Origin of the sequence: Cellulomonas hominis, assembly GCF_005239125.1 — a bacterium.
Classification (GTDB): domain Bacteria; phylum Actinomycetota; class Actinomycetes; order Actinomycetales; family Cellulomonadaceae; genus Cellulomonas; species Cellulomonas hominis_A.
The window spans coordinates 1-20741 of record NZ_SZYE01000054.1; the positions used below are offsets into that span (position 1 = coordinate 1).

25 protein-coding genes are annotated in these 20741 nt (G+C 75.1%); 8 read left to right on the top strand and 17 right to left on the bottom strand.

The window, feature by feature from the left end:
• On the top strand, positions 1-1625 hold a 1625-nt coding region (locus FA014_RS08715; protein ID WP_154729302.1), incomplete at its 5' end, for a DEAD/DEAH box helicase.
• A gap of 7 nt (positions 1626-1632) precedes the next feature.
• Here the strand turns inward: FA014_RS08715 and FA014_RS08720 are convergent.
• Positions 1633-1881, bottom strand: a complete 249-nt coding sequence (locus FA014_RS08720; RefSeq protein ID WP_154729303.1) for a hypothetical protein — start codon at positions 1879-1881, stop codon at positions 1633-1635.
• A 279-nt stretch (positions 1882-2160) separates the two neighbouring features.
• Between FA014_RS08720 and FA014_RS08725 the strand changes: the two genes are divergently transcribed.
• Together FA014_RS08725 and FA014_RS08730 are read left to right on the top strand one after the other, a co-directional pair.
• Positions 2161-2769 (top strand): LacI family DNA-binding transcriptional regulator, encoded by a 609-nt coding sequence (locus tag FA014_RS08725; protein ID WP_154729304.1) that lies wholly within the window; start codon positions 2161-2163, stop codon positions 2767-2769.
• Between the two features lie 124 nt (positions 2770-2893).
• Complete coding sequence (locus tag FA014_RS08730; RefSeq protein WP_154729305.1) at positions 2894-3223, top strand: hypothetical protein; 330 nt, start codon at positions 2894-2896, stop codon at positions 3221-3223.
• Here the strand turns inward: FA014_RS08730 and FA014_RS08735 are convergent.
• The 5 genes from FA014_RS08735 to FA014_RS08755 form a co-directional block, all read right to left on the bottom strand.
• Complete coding sequence (locus FA014_RS08735) at positions 3168-4136, bottom strand: DMT family transporter (protein ID WP_154729306.1); 969 nt, start codon at positions 4134-4136, stop codon at positions 3168-3170. The two genes, FA014_RS08730 and FA014_RS08735, sit on opposite strands and share 56 nt — an antisense overlap.
• A 117-nt stretch (positions 4137-4253) precedes the next feature.
• Positions 4254-4673: a Dabb family protein gene (locus tag FA014_RS08740; protein WP_154729307.1), complete on the bottom strand. Its 420-nt coding sequence runs from the start codon at positions 4671-4673 to the stop codon at positions 4254-4256.
• A gap of 29 nt (positions 4674-4702) precedes the next feature.
• A complete protein-coding gene (locus FA014_RS08745; RefSeq protein WP_230322987.1) occupies positions 4703-5839 on the bottom strand; it encodes an MFS transporter in 1137 nt (378 codons plus the stop codon).
• A gap of 85 nt (positions 5840-5924) precedes the next feature.
• Positions 5925-6533, bottom strand: coding sequence for an SRPBCC family protein (locus tag FA014_RS08750; RefSeq protein WP_195969217.1), 609 nt, complete (start codon positions 6531-6533; stop codon positions 5925-5927).
• Between the two features lie 123 nt (positions 6534-6656).
• The gene (locus tag FA014_RS08755; protein ID WP_154729308.1) at positions 6657-7214 is read right to left on the bottom strand and encodes a TetR/AcrR family transcriptional regulator; all 558 of its coding nucleotides are present in this window, start codon (positions 7212-7214) and stop codon (positions 6657-6659) included.
• A gap of 108 nt (positions 7215-7322) precedes the next feature.
• Between FA014_RS08755 and FA014_RS08760 the strand changes: the two genes are divergently transcribed.
• Complete coding sequence (locus FA014_RS08760) at positions 7323-7910, top strand: TetR/AcrR family transcriptional regulator (protein WP_154729309.1); 588 nt, start codon at positions 7323-7325, stop codon at positions 7908-7910.
• Between the two features lie 123 nt (positions 7911-8033).
• Entirely contained in the window at positions 8034-8786 is a 753-nt protein-coding gene (locus tag FA014_RS08765) for a class I SAM-dependent methyltransferase (RefSeq protein WP_154729310.1), read from the top strand.
• Positions 8787-8801: 15 nt separating this feature from the next.
• On the opposite strand, the gene FA014_RS08770 is transcribed toward FA014_RS08765, so the two are convergent.
• From FA014_RS08770 to FA014_RS08800, 7 genes are all read right to left on the bottom strand, one after another.
• Positions 8802-9404: a hypothetical protein gene (locus FA014_RS08770; protein ID WP_154729311.1), complete on the bottom strand. Its 603-nt coding sequence runs from the start codon at positions 9402-9404 to the stop codon at positions 8802-8804.
• Positions 9401-10204 (bottom strand): hypothetical protein, encoded by an 804-nt coding sequence (locus FA014_RS08775; RefSeq protein WP_154729312.1) that lies wholly within the window; start codon positions 10202-10204, stop codon positions 9401-9403. The genes FA014_RS08770 and FA014_RS08775 overlap by 4 nt, the downstream gene beginning before the upstream one ends.
• A gap of 5 nt (positions 10205-10209) precedes the next feature.
• Positions 10210-11508 (bottom strand): hypothetical protein, encoded by a 1299-nt coding sequence (locus FA014_RS08780; RefSeq protein ID WP_154729313.1) that lies wholly within the window; start codon positions 11506-11508, stop codon positions 10210-10212.
• Positions 11508-11804: a hypothetical protein gene (locus tag FA014_RS08785; protein ID WP_154729314.1), complete on the bottom strand. Its 297-nt coding sequence runs from the start codon at positions 11802-11804 to the stop codon at positions 11508-11510. The genes FA014_RS08780 and FA014_RS08785 overlap by 1 nt, the downstream gene beginning before the upstream one ends.
• 58 nt (positions 11805-11862) lie before the next feature.
• Positions 11863-12324 (bottom strand): hypothetical protein, encoded by a 462-nt coding sequence (locus tag FA014_RS08790; RefSeq protein WP_154729315.1) that lies wholly within the window; start codon positions 12322-12324, stop codon positions 11863-11865.
• A gap of 194 nt (positions 12325-12518) precedes the next feature.
• Positions 12519-13937 carry a glycoside hydrolase family 1 protein gene (locus tag FA014_RS08795; RefSeq protein WP_230322988.1) on the bottom strand — a complete coding sequence of 473 codons (1419 nt, stop codon included), beginning with the start codon at positions 13935-13937 and terminating at the stop codon, positions 12519-12521.
• Positions 13938-13979: 42 nt separating this feature from the next.
• Positions 13980-14252 (bottom strand): HPr family phosphocarrier protein, encoded by a 273-nt coding sequence (locus tag FA014_RS08800; protein ID WP_154729317.1) that lies wholly within the window; start codon positions 14250-14252, stop codon positions 13980-13982.
• Positions 14253-14689: 437 nt separating this feature from the next.
• Here FA014_RS08800 and FA014_RS08805 point away from each other — a divergent pair, with 437 nt between their 5' ends.
• From FA014_RS08805 to FA014_RS08815, 3 genes are all read left to right on the top strand, one after another.
• On the top strand, positions 14690-16651 hold the full coding sequence (locus FA014_RS08805; RefSeq protein WP_154729318.1) for a beta-glucoside-specific PTS transporter subunit IIABC: 1962 nt from the start codon (positions 14690-14692) through the stop codon (positions 16649-16651).
• A 115-nt stretch (positions 16652-16766) separates the two neighbouring features.
• Positions 16767-17606 carry a PRD domain-containing protein gene (locus tag FA014_RS08810; RefSeq protein WP_154729319.1) on the top strand — a complete coding sequence of 280 codons (840 nt, stop codon included), beginning with the start codon at positions 16767-16769 and terminating at the stop codon, positions 17604-17606.
• On the top strand, positions 17603-17878 hold the full coding sequence (locus tag FA014_RS08815) for a PTS glucose/sucrose transporter subunit IIB (protein ID WP_154729320.1): 276 nt from the start codon (positions 17603-17605) through the stop codon (positions 17876-17878). Before FA014_RS08810 ends, FA014_RS08815 begins: the two co-directional genes overlap by 4 nt.
• Before the next feature lie 14 nt (positions 17879-17892).
• Here FA014_RS08815 and FA014_RS08820 read toward each other — a convergent pair whose 3' ends face one another.
• The 4 genes from FA014_RS08820 to FA014_RS19940 form a co-directional block, all read right to left on the bottom strand.
• Entirely contained in the window at positions 17893-18381 is a 489-nt protein-coding gene (locus FA014_RS08820) for a hypothetical protein (RefSeq protein ID WP_154729321.1), read from the bottom strand.
• The gene (locus FA014_RS08825) at positions 18375-20147 is read right to left on the bottom strand and encodes an alpha/beta hydrolase (protein ID WP_154729322.1); all 1773 of its coding nucleotides are present in this window, start codon (positions 20145-20147) and stop codon (positions 18375-18377) included. The genes FA014_RS08820 and FA014_RS08825 overlap by 7 nt, the downstream gene beginning before the upstream one ends.
• On the bottom strand, positions 20144-20446 hold the full coding sequence (locus FA014_RS08830; RefSeq protein ID WP_154729323.1) for a hypothetical protein: 303 nt from the start codon (positions 20444-20446) through the stop codon (positions 20144-20146). Before FA014_RS08830 ends, FA014_RS08825 begins: the two co-directional genes overlap by 4 nt.
• Positions 20443-20741: hypothetical protein (locus FA014_RS19940; protein WP_195969218.1), on the bottom strand; the 299-nt coding region annotated here is incomplete at its 5' end. The genes FA014_RS08830 and FA014_RS19940, both read right to left, overlap by 4 nt.

Genomic DNA, 20741 nt, shown 5'->3' on the forward strand with positions numbered 1-20741 from the left:
GGGTCGAGGTCGTTGTTCACGGCGCGGACGGGCCGGCCGCCGGCGGGCTCGCGGCGACGATCGACCGGCTCGCGGCCGCGTGCGCCGTCCCCGACACCGACGGCCCGGCCCTGTGGGAGGCGTTCGAGCGCCGCGCCGCGGAGCTGTACGGCGTGCTCGGCACCATCGTGCCGCTCGCGCAGGACGTGCTCGCCGCGCGCGGGCTGCTCACCGCCGAGCTCGCCGAGCGGGTCGCGGCCCACCCCCTCGACCTCGCGGCGATGCGGGTGCCGCTGCGCGGCTACCAGGAGTTCGGCGCGCGGTTCGCGCTCAACCAGGGCCGGGCGCTGCTCGGCGACGAGATGGGGCTCGGCAAGACGGTGCAGGCGCTGGCCGCGATCGCGCACCTCGCGGCCGCGGGCGAGCGGCGGTTCCTCGTCGTCTGCCCCGCCGGCGTCCTGGTGAACTGGCTCCGGGAGATCGACGCGAAGATCACGCTGCCGGGCCACCGGCTGCACGGGCCGGACCGCGCCGCGGCGATCGCGCGCTGGCGGGCCGAGGGCGGCGTCGGCGTCACCACCTTCGAGGGTCTGCCGCACGTGCCGCTCGCCGACCCCGGCGGGGCGGACGTGGCGCTGCTGGTCGTCGACGAGGCGCACTACGTGAAGAACCCCGAGGCGCAGCGGTCCCGGGCCGTGGCCGCGTGGGCGTCGGCGGTGTGGCGGGTGCTGCTCCTGACCGGCACCCCGATGGACAACCGGATCGACGACTTCGTGGCGCTGGTGCGGCTGCTCGACGCCGACCTGGCCGCCTCGCTCCCCCGGCACCTCGGCCTCGTCGGCGCCGACACCTTCCGCCGGGACGTCGCCCCGGTGTACCTGCGGCGGAACCAGGCCGACGTGCTGGTCGAGCTGCCGGACCTGGTGCTCGTCGACGACTGGGAGGACCTCAGCCCCGCCGGCGAGGAGGTCTACCGGGCCGCCGTGGCCAGCGGGAACTTCATGGCGATGCGCCGCGCGGCCTGGCTGACCGCCGACCCGGGCGAGTCGACCAAGGTCGGGCGGCTGCGCGAGGTCGTCGCGGAGGCCGGGGCGAACGGGCAGCGCACCGTGGTCTTCTCGTACTTCCGGGACGTGCTCGACGTCGTCGCCGCCGCGCTGGGGTCCGGCCCGGGAGCGTCACCGGTCTTCGGCCCGCTCACCGGCGACGTCCCGCCCGACGAGCGCCAGGCGGTGATCGACGCGTTCTCGGCCGGGCCCCGCGACGGCGTGCTGGTCGCGCAGATCACCGTCGGCGGCGTCGGGCTCAACCTGCAGGCCGCGTCCGTGGCGGTGCTGTGCGAGCCGCAGCTCACCCCGTCCGCGGAGTCCCAGGCCGTCGCCCGGCTGCACCGGATGGGCCAGGTCCGGGCCGTCGTCGCGCACCGGCTGCTCGCCGAGGACGGCGTGGACGAGCGGATCGTCGAGCTGCTGGCCGGCAAGCGGCGGGTGTTCGACGCCTACGTGCGGGAGTCGTCGGTGGCTGCGGCGGCCGTCGCGGCGGTCGACGTGACCGAGGCCGGGCTCGCGCGGGAGGTCGTCGCGATGGAGCAGGCGCGGCTCGGGTACGGGCCGGTGTGGGACGAGCTGGCGGCCGCTCCCGAGTAGCGCGGGGCTACTGCTGCGCGACCCGGTCGGGCCACGCGCCCTGCTCGCCGCGCTGCCGGACGGCGCGCCCGACGACCAGGCCCGCGAGCGCGCTGGACGCGTCCCGGCCCTCGACGTGCCAGGTGTTCCGGTCGCCCGAGGTCTCGATCACCAGGACGCCGTCGACCTGGCCGTCCGGCTGGTCGCGGCGGACCTCGTAGCGGACCTCCGCCGCGTTCTCGTCGATCTTGTCGGCGTAGACCAGGACCCCGCTCATAGGCACTGTGTACACGGTGCGGGCCGGGAGAAGCGAACTGGCTCCTGCGCCCCCGCGGGCCGCGCCCAGGCCTCGACCGGTGACGATCGACGCCCCCGCGGGCCGCGCCGAGACTGCAGACCCGGACTGCGGCACACCCCGCGCGCGCAGTCCGGTTCTGGAGTCTCGGCGGCCCCGGGTGGGGTCGGGCGCGCGGGCGTCAGGCGGGCGGGGCCGGGCGCGCGGGCGTCGGGCGCGCGCCGCGGCAGCCCCCTGGTCACGCGTGCCGAGCTCCTCGAGATGCAGGGCTCGTCGACCATGCCGCTGGTCCTGCTCGGGGAGCACGACTTCGACGGCCGGTACGACCACGTGGCGATCGACAACGTGCAGGCCGCCTCCGACGCGGTGTCGCACCTCGTCGCCGTCGGGCGGACCCGGATCGGCGCGATCGGGGCGCAGCCGGAGGAGTCGTACGCGACGCCGCAGCAGCGCACCACCGGGTACGAGCGGGCGCTGCGCGCGGCGGGGCTGCCCGTCGACCCCGCGCTGCTGCGGGCTGCGGCGCACTACCGGCGGGCCGACGGGTACGCCGCAGCGGCCTGGCTGCTCGCGCTGCCCGACCGGCCGGACGCGATCTTCTGCTACTCCGACCTGCTCGCGATGGGCGCGATGCGCGCCGTGTTCGACGCCGGGCTGCGGGTGCCGGAGGACATCGCGGTCATCGGGATCGACGACATCGAGGAGGGCCGGTACTCCCGGCCGACGCTGTCGACGGTGTCGCTGGACACGCCGTTCACCGCACGGGAGGCGGTGGCGCGGATCGCCGCGCGGATCGCGGACCCGGACACCCCCGCCGTGGAGGTGACGGCGCCGCACGCGGTGCGCACCCGGGAGAGCACGGGCGCCTGACCGCGGTGCCGACACCGCCGGGACGGCACCTCTCGGCTGTGCGCGGGGCCGCTCACACAGCCGAGAGCTGCCATCTCGGCGATCGGGGGCCCGCGCCACGAGGGGCGCTGCCACGATGATCGGCATGGACACCCGCCGCAGCCCGCGCACCCGGATCGCCCTCGCCGTCGGGGTCGCCGCCGCGACCGTGCTGCTGCTCGCCGCCTGCGCCGCCGGCGTGAACCCCGACGTCGGTCAGGCGCCACCCGGGACCGCGGAGCCCGCCGGGTTCTGGCTCGGGCTCTGGCACGGGATCATCCTGCCGGTCACCTGGATCGTGTCCTTGTTCACCCGGACCGTCTCGCCGTACGAGGTGTTCAACTCGGGGAACTGGTACGACGTCGGGTTCGTCCTGGGCATCACGATCGTGTTCGGGGGGCCGTTCGGGGCGGGGCGGGCCGCGCGGCGGCGGTGACGGGCGCGGCCGCCCGCGCGACCCGCGCCTCCACCGCCAGGACCACCGCCACCCCGGCCCCGCACAGCACGAACCCGAGGACCGTCACCCCGGTCAGCGGCTCCCCCAGCCCGACGGCTCCCGCCGCGGCGGTCGCGGGCGCCACGAGGAACAGCAGCGCGTTGAGCGCCGTCACCCCGACGCGGCGCAGCAGCCACCAGTACAGCCCGTAGGCGGCGAGCGTCGGGAACGCGGCCGCGAGCACCGTCGCGACCCAGAACCCGGGGTCCGCGGGCGGCACGAGCGACCCGCCGACCGCCCCCGCCACCAGCAGCGCCGCCGCGGTCACGACGACCTGCACGGTGAGCACGACCAGCACCGGCGGGCGTCCCGACGACCGCCGCTCCAGGAACGTCCCGGCGACGAGGAACGCCATCGCCGCCACCGGCAGCAGGTACGCCGCCGCCGGCGCCCCGGACGCGCCGAGCTGCGAGCGCACCACCAGCAGCACCCCGGCCGCCCCGACCGCCAGCCCGGCCCACTGCGCACCGCGCACCCGCAGCCCGAGCAGCGGCCCCACGAGCGTCGCGACCACCAGCGGCTGCACCGCGTCGATGAGCGCCGTCGTCCCGGTCGTGACCCCGGCGGCGATCGCCGCGTACACGCAGACGACGTAGCCGAGCTGCGCGCACAGCCCGATGAGGGCCTGCCGGCGCAGGTCGGCGCGCGGCACCGCGCGGGCCGCCCCGGTCGCCAGCGTCACGACCAGCAGCCCGGCGGCGACCGGGACGAAGCGCCAGACCAGCAGGGTCAGCGGCGCGACGTCGACCGTCGCCACCTTCGCGATGACGAACCCGGAGCTCCAGCTCGCGACGAACGCCGTAGCCGCCAGCGCGGTCACGACCCGCCCGAGTACACCGATCTGTCTACCCATCGTCGCGACTATACCGACCGGTTTACCTGACCGCCCGGTGGGCGCTCGCCCGGCCGGCCGACGGCGCACGACCGCGCCGGACCGACCCCGTGGGCCGGCCCGGCGCGGCGCGGCAGATCAGTCCCGCCCGTGCGGCCCCGGCGCCGCGGACCCGGTGTACTCCCCGAGGCCCGAGACGAGCTCGGTGAGGGTGGCGTCGGCGTCGTACCGGCGCTGGTGCAGCGCGGCGATCTTCGCGCCCGTGTCCGGGTCCTCGTCGTCGGTGATGTCGAACGACGCGAACCGGTCCACCAGCGGCAGGCCCACACGGTCCGTGTTCCGGTGCGCCGGGTGGATCAGGTACTCCCAGTAGCCGTCGAGGTCCTCGATGACGAAGGTCGCGCCCCACTCGTACTCGCCGCCGAAGTCGCGGCCGACGACGAACGAGCGCACGGACGGGATGACCCGGCCCTGGTGGCGCAGGCTCTCCAGGGCCTCCTCGAGCTGCTCGGGGGTGACGCCGGGCTTGATGGTGAAGCGGTTGCCGTGGACGATCATGGTCGTTTCCTCTCGGTGGTTGGTGCGGATCAGCGGCCGCGGCGCGGCCGGAGCAGGACCGGTGCGGCGACGAGCGCACCGGCGGTGGTGGCGAGCCCGGCGGCGACGAACGTGCCGCCCGGCCCGAGGAGCGCCACGAGCGGCCCCGCCGCCAGCGGCGACAGGAACTGCCCGAGGAAGATGCCGGTCACGAGCCCCGCCAGGACCCGGCCGCGGCGTCCGTCCGCGGCGAGGTCGCCGAGGCGGAGGTTGAGGTTCGGCACCGTGAGACCGACGCCGAGCCCGCCGACCAGCAGCCCGGCGACGACCGGGGCGATCCCCGCCGCCCGGCCGACCACGACCCACCCGACCCCCAGCAGGAGCAGCGCGGTGAGCGTGATCGCGGTCGGCGTCAGGCGCCGCCGCACGGCAGGGAAGGCGAGCGAGCCGATCAGGCTCGACAGCGTGGACCCGGCGATCGCGACGCCCACGACGCCGGGGCCCGCCCCGAGGTCGCCCAGCAGGAACGGCAGCTGGGTCGGCGCGAGGTAGAACACCGCCGTCGCCGCCAGGGCGAGCAGGTACAGGCCCAGGACCCGGCCGGTGGTGCGGGGGCGCGGCCCGCGGGACGACCGGCTCGCGCCGTCCGGGAGCGGGCGGACGGGGGCGGGTCCGGTCCGCGGGACGGCCACCAGCACCAGGACCGCGACGGGTGCCGCGAGGGCGTAGAGCCAGAACGGGGCACGCCAGCCCGCGCCGGCGAGGAGGCCGGCGAGCGGCAGGAGCAGCACCCCGCCGAGGCTCGCGGCGGCCTGCTGGTAGCCGAGGTAGGCGGCGCGGCGCGGACCGCGGAACCAGTCGGTCAGCAGGGCGCCGACCGCCGTGGTGACCGCGCCGACGCCGAGGCCGAGGACGGCGCGCGTCGCGAGCAGCACGCCCAGGTCGGCCACCAGGAGCCCGGCCGTGCCGGCCACCGCGGTGACGGCGAGTCCGCCGACCAGGACCGGGCGGCGCCCGAACCGGTCCGCGAGCACGCCGGCGAGCGGCGCGCCGGCCGCGATGGCCAGCGAGGTGACGGTCAGCGCGAGCCGGACCAGGGTGTCGTCGCCGAAGTGGTCGGCCATCGCCGGCAGGCTCGGGGCGATCAGGGCCGGGGCCATGATCGTCAGCCCGGCCGCGGCGAGCACCGCCGCGCGTGCCGGGCGACCGGGCGGGACACCGGCGCGAGCCGAGGTGCGACGGGGGTCACGCCGGGTGGGGGCGGTCACGGCGTCAGTCCCACAGGCTCAGGGCGACGACGAACAGGACGACCGGCACGAGCAGCCAGGGCTCGGCCAGGACGAACAGGCCCGTCAGCCCGAGCGACGCCCACGCCAGGGCCTTCGCCCACCGCCGGCGGCGCGCCCTGCGAGCCCGCCGGGCAGTCTTCGCCTCGGCCTCGGCCCGCAGCAGCTCGAGCCACCCGCCGAGCGACGCGTCGAGCGCCGCGCGCAGGTTCGCCGCGTCCTGCCGGACCGGGTCACCCTCCCAGGACTCGGCGGTCCGCACGATCGTCCCGTCGCCGTCGGCCGTGAAGGTCCACTCGTGGATGCCGTCGATCCCCTGGGCGGGGCCGCCCCACAGGATGCGCCGCGGGGCGTCGACCGCGTAGACGGTCGAGGTGACGTCCATCCCGTGGGTGCGCCAGCGGAAGGACGACCCCGGTGCGAGCGGACCGTCGACCTGCGCGGACTCGACGTCGGTCTGCCAGGCGGGCCACCGGGCGACGTCCGTGTGCAGGCGCCAGACCAGGTCGACCGGGGCGGCGACCCGGATCTCGCGGCGGACCACCACCGTCGCGGACTCGTCGATGGTGGTGGGGATGGTGTCGTGGGTGGTCATGGGACGTCCTCCTGGTGTGTGGTGAAAAGAGAGTGAACAGCCACTCACTCCATCGCCGCACAGGGCGGCGGACGAGCGGGTCGCCGAAAGCAGGCCCAACGGCAGGCGCTGGGCGAGCGGGGGTCAGCCGGGGTGCCGGATGCCCTCGACGAGGAGGCGGGCCCAGGCCTCGGGGACCTGGTCCACCTGCGCGGTGACGATCAGGTGGCACAGCTGGCCGTACGCGATGAAGCGCTGCACGGCCTCGTCGGAGCCGCGGGAGCGGTCCTTGGCGAAGTCGACGACCTCGCGCAGCCCCGCGCGGAGCGCCTCCCCGATCTCGGGGAGGTCGGCCACGGACTGCGCGTGCACCTGGAGCATGAGCAGCGTGCGGTCGGCGATGAGGTGGGCATAGGCCTCCCCCATCGCGGACAGGATGCCGTCCGGGGACGTGTCCTCGGCGCGGTCCGCGCCGGCGGCGATCGCCTCGACCACCCGGTCGAAGCAGGCCTCCAGGGCGGTGACGAACAGGCGCTCCTTGGTCGGGAACAGCTTCACCACGTAGGCCGGGGAGATCGCCGCGGCGCGGGCCACGTCGGCGATCGTCGTGCCGTGGTAGCCGCCGCGGGCGAACTCCTGGACGGCCGCCGCAGCGACGACCGGCCGGCGGAGGTCCGCGGTGGAGAGCGTCGTTCGTGTCATGTGAGTGACTGTACATTCACTCTCTCCTGAAGCGCAAGCCCCGGCACCCCTCCCTCGCTCCGGCGCCCCGCTCGCCGGCTCGGTAGACCGCTCGGTATACTCCGGGACATGGTCGCGCCCGAGCCCGCCACCCCGCTGACCCCCGGCGCGCGCAGGGTCCTCGACGCCGCCTCCGAGCTGTTCTACGAGCGCGGCATCCACGCCGTCGGCGTCGACGGCATCGCCGAGGCCGCGGGCGTCACCAAGAAGACCCTCTACGACCGGTTCGGGTCGAAGGAGGCGCTGGTCGTCGCGTACCTGCGGGAGCGGGACGCGCGGTGGCGGGAGCACCTGCTGGCGACGCTCGACCGCGTGCCCGAGCCCGGGCCGGACCGGGTGCTGGCGGTGTTCGACGCCGCGGAGTCCTGGTCGACGGCGAACAGCCCGCGCGGTTGCAGCGCGATCAACGCCCGGGCCGAGTCGTCCGCCGGCGACGGGGACGCCGTGCTCGCCGAGACGGCCGCGGAGAAGGCCTGGCAGCTCGCCCTGCTGGCGGACCTGTGCCGGGAGGCCGGCGTCCGGGAGCCCGAGGACGCGGCGGCGGCGCTGATGCTCCTGTACGAGGGGGCGATCGTCACGGTGGGGATGGGGACGTTCGGCCGGCCGTTCGCGCGGGCGCGGGAGGTGGCGCGGGCCGTGCTGGCGGCCCGGGCCTGAGCCGTCCCTCCCGAGGTCGAGGGTTTCCCGCGCGCAGGGCCGCAGAACTCCTCGACCTCGCCGCGGACCCTCGACCTCGGCGGAACCAGCGCGACCGCGCCCCCGCGATGCGAGGATGCCGCGATGCGCCCGTTCGAGGATCTGGCCGCCGAGGCCGTCGCCGCCGACGTCACCGGCTGGGGCTTCGGCTGGCTCGACGGGCGCGCCTCCGAGGAGCGCCCGCCGTGGGGCTACGCCCGCCTCCTCGCCGACCGCCTCGCGCACGTCGACGCCGCGCTCGACGTCGACACCGGCGGCGGTGAGGTCGTCGCCGAGGCCCCGGTGCTCCCGCCCCGGATGGTCGTCACCGAGGGGTGGCCGCCGAACGCCCGCCGCGCCCGGAGCCTCCTCGGTCCCCGCGGAGTCGAGGTGGTCCAGCCCGGTGACGGGGTGCGGCTGCCCGACGCCTCGTTCGACCTGGTCACCTCCCGGCACCCCGTGCGACCGGACTGGGCGGAGATCCACCGCGTGCTGCGGCCCGGCGGCACCTACCTCGGTCAGCACGTCGGCCCGCGGTCGGCGTTCGAGCTGATCGAACGGTTCGTCGGGCCGGTGCCGGGTCCCGTCGCGCGCGACCCCGACGACGAGGCGGCGGACGCCGAGCGGGCGGGGCTGACCGTCGTGGACCTGCGGCGGGCGACCTGCCGGATGGAGTTCCACGACGTCGGGGCGATCATCTGGGTGCTGCGGAAGTGCGTGTGGTGGGTGCCGGACTTCTCGGTGGACCGCTACGCGCCCACGCTGCGGGCGCTCGACGCCGAGCTCCGGGCCGGACGGCCGGTCGTGGCGCACTCGACGCGGCACCTGATCGAGGCGCGACGGGGGCCGGCGGTCTGACCGGGGTGGCGCCCGTCAGCCCAGCTGCCCGCCGGCGGCGCCGGCGCCGCCGGCCTTCGCCGCGGTGAGCATCCCGGTCGTGATGAGCCCGGCCAGCGGCGAGGTCGCGACCGTGCCGCCCGCCTCCAGGTGGGCCGCCTGCTTGCGCAGCGCCTCGGCGACGGGGCGCGCGCCGCCGGCGCGGTGCTGCTCGACGGTGTCGGCGAGCTGGCGCAGAAGGGCAGGGGGCTGTGACTTCTCGACGTAGTCGGTCCGCGCGACGACCGGGACGTGCAACCCCCGCCCCTCCGCCGGACGCGCCCGGAGCAGCAGCGTGCCGCCGCGGTCCGACACCAGAGAGACGGACGTCGACGGCTCGAGCCGCACCGTCGTGCGCCAGAGCCGGCAGCGGACACGGACCGCTGTCCCCGCGACCGGGTCGAGCCACGTCGAGAACCAGGACAAGACAGTGAAGAACAGCAGGAACGCCGGGAGCACTGTCACGACGAAGATCCGGTTGTCCGGCTGCGTCACCCCGACGTAGACGCCGACGACGACCAGGGCGACAACGGTCGCGACGATCCACCGCCAGCCCGAGCGCGACGTCAGCTTCGGGATCCGGACGAGGCCCTCGGTCATCGCGCCCCGGCGGCCGCCGACGCCACCGCGGCGGCCGTCGACACCGCCCGGACGGCGAGCTCCCGCACCTGCGCGTCGAGCGCCGCACGCGTCAGCGGCCGCACGACCACGGGCCCTCCGGACGCCTCCCGCGCCGACAGCACCCACGCCCCGCCCGGCCCGGTGAACAGCCCGAGCAGCTCCGGCTCCCGGTCGTCGGGCACCCGCACGACGACGTCGGCCCGGACCAGGGCGGACCCGAGGTGCTGGACGACCTCGGTCGGCGGCTCGTCGGGGTCGCCGACCTCGATCTCCGGCCCGGCGCCGTCGGTCGTCTCCGGGTGCACGGCCGCGTCGAGCAGCAGGTCGCCGAGGGTGTCCGCCGCGGCGAGCGCGAACCGGTGCTGCCCGTCGGTGGAGACCTGCTCGACCAGGACGACGTCGCGGACCACGTGCGCGTACCAGTAGTCCTGCCCGAGGACGGTCGACCGGGCGACGCACACCGTCGCCGAGGCCCCGCGGCGCAGCGCCACCAGCGACAGCACGTCCTGGCGGACCTGGAGCTCGACCGTCGGCTCGCCGACCGCGGCCGCGAGCGCCTCGGGCGTCGGCGGGTCGACGACGCCGCGCGCGAGCAGCCCGCGGTAGGCGGTGCGCAGCGCGACCTCGCGCTCGGCGTCGGGGAGCGTGGCCAGGTAGGGCGAGACGACGAGGCCACCGGGGCCGGCGAGGATCGCGAGCTCCTCGTCGGTGAGCACCTCGACCGGGACCGGGGCGCCGGGGGCGCCGGCCGCGTCCGAGCCGGTGACCGTCTCGTCCACGGCGCTCACCAGAGCCCGCCCGACAGCACGTTGAGCGCGCCCTTGCCGAAGTCGGACACCGCGTCCTTGGCCTTGTCCACCTGGTCTCCTGCCCAGTCGGCGGCGTCCGACACCGCGTCCGTCGTCGCGTTCCACGCGGTGGTCGCGCCGTCCCACACCGCCTTGCCCGCCGTCGAGACGAAGTCGCCGATCGCCTCGCGGTTGTCCCAGATGAGGTTGCCGACGCTCCAGGCGCCGTAGGCGAGCACGGCGCCGCCGGCGACGGCCAGACCGACCGGGCCGAGCGCGAGCGCGCCGGTGCCGACGGCGATGAGCGTGCCGGCGCCGGCCGCACCCGCGAGGCCGAAGCCACGGGTCGCCCAGCCGCGGGCGCCGTCGTAGCCGCCGCCGGTCACCGTGTCGGCGAGGCCGGTCAGGACGGTCAGCGGGAGGAACGCCTTGCCGGCGGTCCGCAGCAGCCCGGCACCACGCGCGCCGAGCAGCTTGGTCATCCACTCGGCGGCCGGCTTGCCGTTCTTGAACACGTCCATCGCGGCGTCGGCCTTGGCGAAGTTGTCGAGCATCGCCTGGTAGTGCGTGATCGGCGCGCCGGAGGCCCGGAGGAAGTCCAGGAACGCCTTCCCCTTGGTCGCCGACTTCATGACGCCCTTGATCACCTGCGCCAGGGCGATGCCGCCGGCGCCGACCGAGCCGAGCGCGCCGATGACGTCGCCGCTCGCGAACGCGCGCTGCAGGTAGGCGTCGACGGCCGACTGCAGCGTCTGCGGCACCTCGACGGCGGAGAGCTTGTCCGCGACCTGCTGGTCCGTCGTCGCCACGTCCTGCAGCGCGGTGGAGATCGCGTCGGCGTGCTCCTGCGCCTCCGTGTTGAGCGCGCGCTGCTGGGCGTCCCGCTGCGCGCCCGCGCCGTCGGGGTCGCCCGCGGCGGTCATCACCGGCGGCAGCGTCGGCGCGGTGACCCGTCCGTCGCCCGCGACGGTGAACCCGGCAGCGGTCGCCGCGTCGACCGTCGACAGCACGGCGGACTTCGCGCGGCTGAGGTCCGCGGAACCGGACGCGAGCGCGGAACGCGCCGACTCCAGCGCATCCGCCAGCGCGAACCCGGTGGTCGCCTCGCTCGCCATCCGCTGCGCCGCGGCCTGGGCGGCGTCGCCCTGCCAGTGGTCGCTCAGCCGGGTCATCGCGGACTTCGCCGCCCGGACCTGCGCGTCGACGGCCTGCTGCGCGGTGCCGACGCCGGTCGCGGCCTCCGCGAGCGCCTCGGGCCGCCAGCTCCGCACGACCTCCAGGGTCAGCGCGCCCATCAGAAGACCCCCATCGCGCCGAACCGGCTCTGCACGGACCCGTCCGCCTGGCGGTAGCCGTCGGCGGACCCGGAGGCGCTCGCCGACATCGCCCGGATGTTGTCGCCCAGCACCTGCACCGCGGCGCCGACGCGGGTCGACACCCACACGGCGGCGTCCGGGACCGCCGAGCCGGGCAGCGCGGCCTCGATCCCCGCGAACGCGCCGGCGACGTCCAGCGCCTGCAGCTCCGACGCCACCGTCTCCAGCTCGGATGCGGCGGTGTCCAGCGCCGCGATCGAGACGTCCACACTCATGCGTTCCGTACCCCCGGGTGTTGCGGTCGTGCGCGTGTCAGAAAGGTCGCCGGCCGACTCAGAAGTCGCCGAGCGAGGTGAGGGCTCCCCCACCACCCAGTCCCATGTACCGCCCCAGCGGCGACGACGCCACCGGGAGGCCGGCATCCAGGTGATCCGCGTGCGCCCGGAGCGGGGCGATCACCGCGGTGGTCTCGCGGGTGCCGCGGGAGTCGAGCTCGTCCGCCAGCGCCCGTGCCACGTCCGCCGGGATGCCCAGGGCGGCGCCGCCGTGCACCTCGATCAGCGGGAGGAACACCCGCCGCCAGCCGCGCTCGACCATCAGGCCGGTGCGCTTCTTGCTCGACGTGAGCGCGAGGAGCACCTTGCGGTCCAGGGCGACCGGCTTGGTGCGCAGCGTGCGCCGCTCCGGGTCCAGGACCCCGGTGCCGCGGTCCAGGCGCGCGACGACCGTGCCGCGGGCGGCCGGGTCGAGCGCGCGGACGGCGACGACGCCGCCGGATGCTGCTGTGCTGCTCACGTTCGAAACTCCCCGTCGGCCTGCGGCTGCGTGCGCGCCGCCACGGTACCAAGGGGTCCCCCTCCGCGCGGGCCGACGTCCGGGCCCGAGGACGAGGCGGACGCGGAGAGTGCGCGGCCTACGGTTTCCGGCCCGGCCACCTCCGAGGCACGGGGGCGGGGCCGGAAACCGTAGGCCGCGCGGGCAGGGCGCGGTCAGCGCCCGAGGCTCGCCCCGTTCGTCCGGATCACCTCGGCGTACCAGTCGAACGACTTCTTCTTGTACCGCTCCAGCGTCCCCGAGCCGTCGTCGTCCCGGTCGACGTAGATGAAGCCGTACCGCTTGCTCATCTGTGCGGTGCTCGCCGACACCAGGTCGATGCAGCCCCAGGTCGTGTACCCGAGCACCTCGACGCCGTCGACGATCGCCTCCCCCACCTGGACGAGGTGGTCGTCGAGGTAGGCGATCCGGTCGTCGTCGACCACCGTGCGCCTGCCGTCGACCTCGACCAGCTCGTCCTTCGCGCCCAGGCCGTTCTCGACGATGAACAGCGGCTTGCGCCACCGGTCCCAGAACTGGTTCATGACGATCCGCAGGCCGACGGGGTCGATCTGCCAGCCCCACTCGCTCGCCTCGAGGGTCGGGTTGGGGACGCCGCCCATGAGGTTGCCCTCGCCGGCCTTCACGTCCGGGTCGGCCGACTCGCAGAGCGACATGTAGTAGGAGAACGACACGAAGTCGACGGTGTGCCGGAGGGTGGCCCGGTCCTCCTCGGTGACCTCCAGCTCGACGCCCTGCTCGCGCAGGTGCCGCAGGAAGTAGCCGGGGTACTCGCCGCGGCAGTGCACGTCGCCGAACGCGAGGTTCAGGTGGTCGGCCTGCATGACGGCCAGCGCGTCCGCCGGGTCGGGTGTGAGCGGGTAGGTCGGCATGGCGATGAGCATGCAGCCGATCTGCGCGTCCGGGGCGACCTCGCGGGCGATCTTCGTGGCCAAGGCGCTCGCGACGAGCTCGTGGTGCACGGCCTGGTAGAGGTCGGTCGGCGACAGCTGGTCCTTCGGCGTGACGATGCCGCCGGACAGGAACGGCGCGTGCAGCACCGAATTGATCTCGTTGAAGGTCAGCCAGTACCGGACACGGGAGCCGTAGCGCTCGAACAGGGTGCGCGCGTACCGGGCGTAGTGGTCGATCATCGCCCGGGACACCCAGCCGTCGTGCTTGCGGGCGAGCGCCAGCGGGGTCTCGTAGTGACTGATGGTGACGAGCGGCTCGATGCCGTGCCTCTCGAGCTCGTCGAGCACCCGGTCGTAGAACGCCAGCCCCTCCTCGTTCGGCTCGGCCTCGTCGCCCTGCGGGAAGATCCGGCTCCACGCGATCGAGAACCGGAAGGTCCTGAACCCCATCTCCGCGAACAGCGCGATGTCCTCGGCGTACCGGTGGTAGAAGTCGATGCCCACCAGCTTGAGGTTGTCCGGCGTCGGCTCCTCGGTGGGCGGGCCGGCGATGCCGCGGGGCATGACGTCCTGGATGGACAGGCCCTTGCCGCCCTCGTCGTAGGCACCCTCGACCTGGTTGGCGGCGGTGGCGCCGCCCCAGAGGAAGCCGGGCGGGAACGGGGTGTGCGTGCTGGTCACGATGACGCCTCTCTGCGTTGCGGACGGTGGTGCGGCTGAGGTTCAGGCGGTGGCGTCCAGGTCGGTCGCCAGCAGGTCGGCCAAGCCGTCGAGCGCGGCGTCGGCGCCGTCGCCCTCCGCGGCGAGCTCGACGGGCTCGCCGTGCTGCAGGGCCAGGCCCATGACGAGCAGCAGGCTCGACGCGTCGACCGGCGCGGCGCCGGGCCGGGCGATCCGGACGGGGACCCCGGTGGCGGCCGCGGCGCGGGCGAAGACGCTGGCGGGGCGGGCGTGCAGGCCCACGGACGAGGCGATGGTGACGGTGCGGTGCGGCACGGCTGGGCTCCCTTGCGGCGGTGCGTGAGTGCAGGTCGCGGCCGATTCCGGGCAACAAAAAAGACCTGCGCGCACCGGAACCCACGAGAGGCGGTGCACCACAGGTCTTGCCTGATCGAATCAGTCACAATCCTTGGACGACTCCGTCATTCCTACCCGGGTCGCACGGGGTCGTCAAGGCCGGCCGGTGTTCCGGGTCGACCCCGCGACCAGCCCGTCATCACCCGGCTCTTGACACGCTCGACCGCGGGGCCCTACCTTCGCCGCACGGTCGCCGCCGCCGGCGACTCGCGCAGGTCCGGGATTGTTACTGGCTTCAGGCAAAACCCGAGCTGTGGTGGTGCGGGACGCGTGTCCCGGTCCGCCACCCGCTCGGGTTTTTTGTTGCCCGAAAACACCGACGACGGCCCGCGCGGACACTGATTCGAGGAGGAATCGTGGCTACCGCGAGCAAGTACCAGACGATCGCCGACGACGTCCTGCGCGGCGTCGGGGGCGTCGAGAACGTCGCCTCGGTGACGCACTGCGCCACCCGGCTCCGCTTCCGGCTGCACGACCGGGACCGGGCGGACAAGGCCGCGGTCGAGGCCACGCCGGGCGTCATCACCGTCGTCGAGGCCGGCGGGCAGTTCCAGGTCGTCATCGGCAACACCGTCAACAACGTCTTCGAGGCGATCAGCACCCGGGGCGTGACCACCGAGTCGGCCGCGTCCGGCGGGTTCCTCGCCCGGGCGATCGACCTCATCACGAGCATCTTCACGCCGTTCCTCTGGGTGCTCGCGGGCACCGGTCTGCTCAAGGCGCTGCTCGCGGTCGTGGTGAAGGTGTCGCCGGACTGGGCCGCCTCCGGCGCCTACGCGATCCTGTTCTCCGCGGCCGACGCGATCTTCCAGTTCCTGCCGATCCTGCTGGCGATCACGGCGGCCAAGCGGTTCAGGGCGAACCTGTACGTGTCGGTCGCGATCGCCTGCGCCCTGCTCTACTCCGCCACGATCGCGGTCATCCCCGGGCCGGACGGCGCCACGCTCACGCTGCAGGGGTACGAGGCCGGCGGCGGCGAGCTGACGTTCTTCGGCATCCCGGTCGTGATGATCAGCTACCTGTCCGCGGTCATCCCGACGATCCTCGCGGTCTACGCGCAGTCCCACCTGGAGCGGCTGCTCAACCGGTTCTTCCCGGAGGCCCTGCGCAACTTCCTCACCCCGATGGTCACCGTCGCCGTCATCGTGCCGCTGACCTTCCTGGCGATCGGCCCCGTCTCCGACCTCGTCGGGCGCGGCCTGTCGAGCGGCATCAACTGGCTGTGGGAGCTGAGCCCGCTCGTCGGCGGCCTGCTGATGGGCGCGCTGTGGCAGGTGTTCGTGATCTTCGGCGTCCACTGGGGCTTCGTGCCGGTCATGCTGCAGGACGTCGTCAACAACGGGTACTCGCTGCTCACCGGCCCGCTGTTCGCCGCCGTGCTCGCGCAGTCCGGTGCCGCCGCGGCCGTGTTCCTCAAGACCCGCAACCGCGACCTCAAGGGCGTCGCCGGTCCCGCGACGATCTCCGCGTTCCTGGCCGGCATCACCGAGCCCGCGATCTACGGCGTCACCCTCCGCCTGAAGAAGCCGTTCATCTACGCCTGCATCGGCGGCGCGGTGGGCGGTGCGATCGCCGCGGCCGGCGGGTCGGCCGCCGAGGGCTTCGTCCTGCCGGGCGCGATCACGCTGACCTCGGCGCTGAACGTCGGGAACTTCACGCTCCAGCTCGTCGGGTCCGCGCTGGCGATCGGCATCGCGTTCGCGCTGACGATGACGCTCGGGTTCACGGACATCCCGAACCCGCCGGAGACGGACGAGGCGCCGGCGCGAGCCGGTGCCGGGGCGCCGGGCGCGGCGTCCGCGGCGGGGGCCGGGCTCGGGCTCGGGTCGTCGGCGGGCGGCACGGGCACCGCGACCCTCACCGGGACGCGGGTGCTCGAGGTGCTCGCCCCCGTGGCCGGCGCCGCGGTCCCGCTCACGGCGGTGCCGGACGCGGTGTTCTCCTCGGGCGCGCTCGGCTCCGGGGCGGCGGTCGTGCCGTCGGACGGCCGGGTCGTCGCACCCGTCGACGCCGAGGTGCTGAGCGTCCTCCCGCACGCCTACGGGCTGCGTACCGCCGAGGGCGTCGAGCTGCTGGTGCACATCGGCATCGACACCGTGCAGATGGCGGGCGCGGGCTTCGCGCCGGCCGTCGCGGCGGGATCGTCCGTCCGGGCGGGCGACCTGCTGGCCGAGGTCGACCTCGCGGCCGTCCGCGCCGCCGGGCACGACACCAGCACGGTGGTCGTCGTCACCGGCGGGGTCGAGGCCGACGCCGTGCGGCCGGCCGCCGAGGGCCGGGTGTCGTCGGGCGACGCGCTGCTGCGCGTGACGCTCTGACGACCTTCGGCGCACAGGCCGGTTTGGTAGGAACAGTGTCGTCGGTGCCCCGGGTCCGTCCCGGGGCACCGGCGACTCCGGGCGCGCGACGCCCGGACCTGAACGAGGAGCACGCGTGCGGGTGACGAAGGTGTTCAACAACAACGTCCTCCTGGCGGCCGACGACGCCGGCACGGAGGTCGTCCTCATGGGCAAGGGCCTGGGCTTCCAGGTGCGCGCCGGGGACGCCGTGCGCACCGCCGACGTCGAGCGCACCTTCGTCGCGGGCGGCGGCACCACGCCGGAGCGGATCGTCGCGCTCCTGGAGGAGATCCCCGCCGAGGACATCGACCTCACCCAGCGGATCGTCGCCGAGGCCCGCGACCGGCTGGGGTCGCACATCACCGGGCACGTCGTCGTGCCGCTCGCCGACCACATCTCGTTCGCCCTGCGGCGGGCGCGGGAGGACGTGCAGATCGCCTACCCGCTGCAGTGGGAGGTGCTGCACCTCTACCCGCGGGAGGTGGCGTTCGCGCGGCACGCCCTGGAGATGGTGCGCTCGTCGACCGGGGTCGAGCTGCCCGCCCTCGAGGCCGTGCCGCTCGCACTGCACTTCGTCAACGCGCAGTTCGGCGCCGGCGAGCTGTCCCGGACCGTCGAGATGACCGAGGTGTTCGGGGCGGTGCTGGCGATCGTGCGGACGCGCCTCGGGGTGGAGCTGGACGAGGAGTCGATCGACGTCGCCCGGTTCATCACGCACCTGCGCTACCTGTTCGTGCGGCAGCAGCAGGGCGCTCCCCCGCCGGACGTGCAGGGCGTGCTGCTGGAGGCGGTACGGTCCCAGCACCCCGCCGCCGTGGACGCGGCGCGAGCGATCCAGGACCTGCTCCGGGAGCGGTACGACTGGACCGTGACCGGGGACGAGGTGCTGTATCTGGCGCTGCACGTGGCACGGCTGACGGGAGCGGTGGCATGACCGACGCGAGGGCGGCCGGCGGGCTGTCGGACGAGGAGCTGGCCGCGACGCTGCTGCCGCTCGTCGGCGGGGCCGGGAACGTGTCGGCGGTGACGGCGTGCGCGTCGCGGCTGCGGTTCGTGCTGCGCGACGCGGCGGTCGTCGATGAACCGGCCGTGCGCTCGGTGCCCGGTGTGGCGATGGTGGTGACGCAGGGCGGGCAGTTCCAGGTGGTGCTCGGGGCGCGGGCGATCCCGGTGAGCCGGGCGGTGCGGGGGCTGGTCGGGGGCTGAGCGCCACTCCCGGCTCAGCCCAGGTCGACGTCCTCGCGGGCGGCCTCGCGGGCCACGCCGTCGGCGACCTCGAGGTACGGGCCGCTGACGCTCACGCTCATGTCGCGGCCGCCGGGGTCGGAGCCGGAGACGTCGAGGCCGTCGCGCTGCCCGGCGGCCCCGCCGATCGGGTTCACCCGGACGTCGGTGACGCCGGCGTCCTCGAGGGCGGCGACCAGGTCGTCGGTGTCCGCCTGGGCGCCGGTGGCGATCACGGTGACGGTGTAGCGCCTGCGGTCGACGATGCCGTCGCCGCCCATGTCGAACTCGCCGTAGGCGTCCTGGACCTGCGCGCCGAGGGCGTCGACCACGCCCGGGAGCACCTGCCGCGCGGCGTCGAGCACCTCGTCGCGGCTGGCGTCCAGGTCGTCGGCGGTCGCCCCACCGCCACCGCCGCAACCCGACAGGGCGAGCGCGGACAGCGCGACGAGCACCACGGCCGCGCGCACGCGACGGTTCACCACTCCGGCCTCCTGCCCTCGTACGACTGCGGGTCGCGGGTCGCCTCCGGGTCCACCGGGCCGTCGTACCAGGGGTCGTACGAGTGCTCGGCGGCGACGACCTGGTCGTAGTCGCCCACGACGATCTGCCCGATGTTGTACAGCGACTCGGTGTCCGGGTCGAAGTACTTGGTGTGGTCGCCGAAGTTGCGCATCACGTCGGCGCGGGTGGTCGACTCGGCCTGGAACCGGTTGGCGCCGAAGTCGTCCTCGACGATGTCGTTGCCGAGGCCGGCGCCGCCGAGCATCCAGCCGCCGGCCCAGCCGTCGTCGGCGAGCGCGGCGACGAGGTCGCGGCTGTTGTTGCCCGCCCAGACGTGGTCGGCGCCGACGCCGAGCTCGGAGGCGTGCTCGACGCCGCCGCCGGCGCCGGGGCTGCCGACCAGCACGATGTCGTCGGCCGCGAGGCCGTGGTCGGTCGCGCCGTGCGCGGTGGTGGTCGAGCCGTAGCTGTGCCCGATGACCGTGAGGTGGGCGGGGCTGCCCTCGCGCGACGCGCGCAGGCCGTCGATGTACTGCGACAGCAGCGCGCCGCCCTCCTCGGCCCGGCCCTCGCCGGCGACCGTGGCGGAGTCCCAGTCGCTGGGGGCGTCGTAGCCGATCCACATGATCGAGGAGGCGGTCGAGTACGGGTCGGAGAGCCGCGCGGACTCGTAGATGTTGTAGGCCGCGTCCGCGTTCCCGCCGGCCTCGGTGCCGCGGCTGGTCAGGCCCGGGACCATGACGGACACGTGGTCGGCGGTGTCGGGGTCGCCGAACGCGATGGCGACCTTGCCGTCGCCGCCGAACGCCGTGGCGTCGTACAGGTGCAGCAGCGGGACGAGCGGCTCGCCGGTGACGGGGTCGACCTTCTTCGCGCCCTCGTCCAGGGCGGCCTGCGCGGCGCGCGCGTTGTCGAGCGCCTGGTAGTCCTCGAACAGCCGCTCGCCGCGCTGCTCGCGCAGCTCCATCGCCTCGAGGTCGGTCTCGAGCAGCAGCCGGTTCGCCTGGTCGCGGGCGAGCGCCGGGATGCCGTCGGTGTTGCCGATGAGCTCGGGTCGGGCCGCGAGGACGGCGAACTGCTCCTCCTCGGTCAGCGACCGCCACCACGCGGCGACCTGCTCCGGGGTGCCGCCCTGCGTCGGGGAGCCGGACCGGCCGAGGGCGTCGTCGGCGAGGTCGATCTGCCCGGACACCGCGGCGCGCGCCTGCGCGAGCGTCGAGTAGGCGGAGAACGCGTCCAGCATGGCGCGCTCCGCCGTCCCGAGGTCGCGCACCAGGGCGTCGACGTCGGCGACCACGCCGTCCCGGCGGGTGGCCAGCGACGCCGCCCGGGCCTGCAGCTCGGCGACCGCGGCGTCGTCGACCTCCCCGGCGGACCGGATGTCGGCGTCGAGGTCCTCGCGGGCCTCGTGGTACGACGACCGGGCCTCGACGAGGTCGGTGCGCCTCCGGAGCAGGTCGGTGAGCGCGTCGGCGTGGTCGTCGGCCGCGCGGGCGACCTGCCGCAGCGCGACGCCCATCGCCTGCGCGTCGGCGCCGGCGGCCCGGACGTGCCGGCCGTACGCGGTGGCGGCGGCGCCGGTCCAGCCGTCGAGGGTCGAGGAGTCGAGCGCGAACGTGTCGAGGTCGTCCAGGTTGACGGCGCTGGCCAGCAGGTCCTGGGCGAAGGCGGCCACGACGGCGGGGTCGCCCTGCACGGCGGGGATCGCGTCGATCGCGGGCGGGATGTCGATGGTCACCGTGGTCACGGGGTGCCTCCCAGCCAGCTCTCGAAGGTCTCCTGGGCCGCGACGTCGGTGACGGCGTACGCCTGCTGCGCGTCCCGCAGCCGGGTGCCGATCTCCTCCGTGCGGTCGGCCACGTCGCCAAGGACGGTGCTCCAGGCGGAGGTCCACGACGCGGCCGCCCCGGCGACCGCCGGGGTGAAGCCCGAGGTGGTGGCGTCGGCGACGCGGTCCCGCGCGGTGCGCACCCGGGAGCCCTGGTCGGTCCAGTCGTCGGCGGACAGGCTGAGGGTGTACGGGTCGACCTGGATCTCGTCGCTCACCGGTCGTCCTCCGTCCCGGACACCAGCGCGCGGGCGGTGGCGGTCGCGACGGGCAGGTCCCGGCCGCGCACGGTCACCAGGACGGCGTCGTCCAGCCACGCGACCCGCACGGAGCGGTCGTCGAGCCCGGCGAGCAGCAGGGGCGTCGCGCCGGCTCGGTCGAGGCGGCCGTCCCAGCCGTCGGCGCGCAGCCTCGCGGACAGGGCGCGCCCGAGCGCGACGCCGGCCTCGGCGCCGTCGATCGGCAGCCGCGCCTCGGCGACGGGCACGACGTGCGACGCGGGGGCGCTGCGCC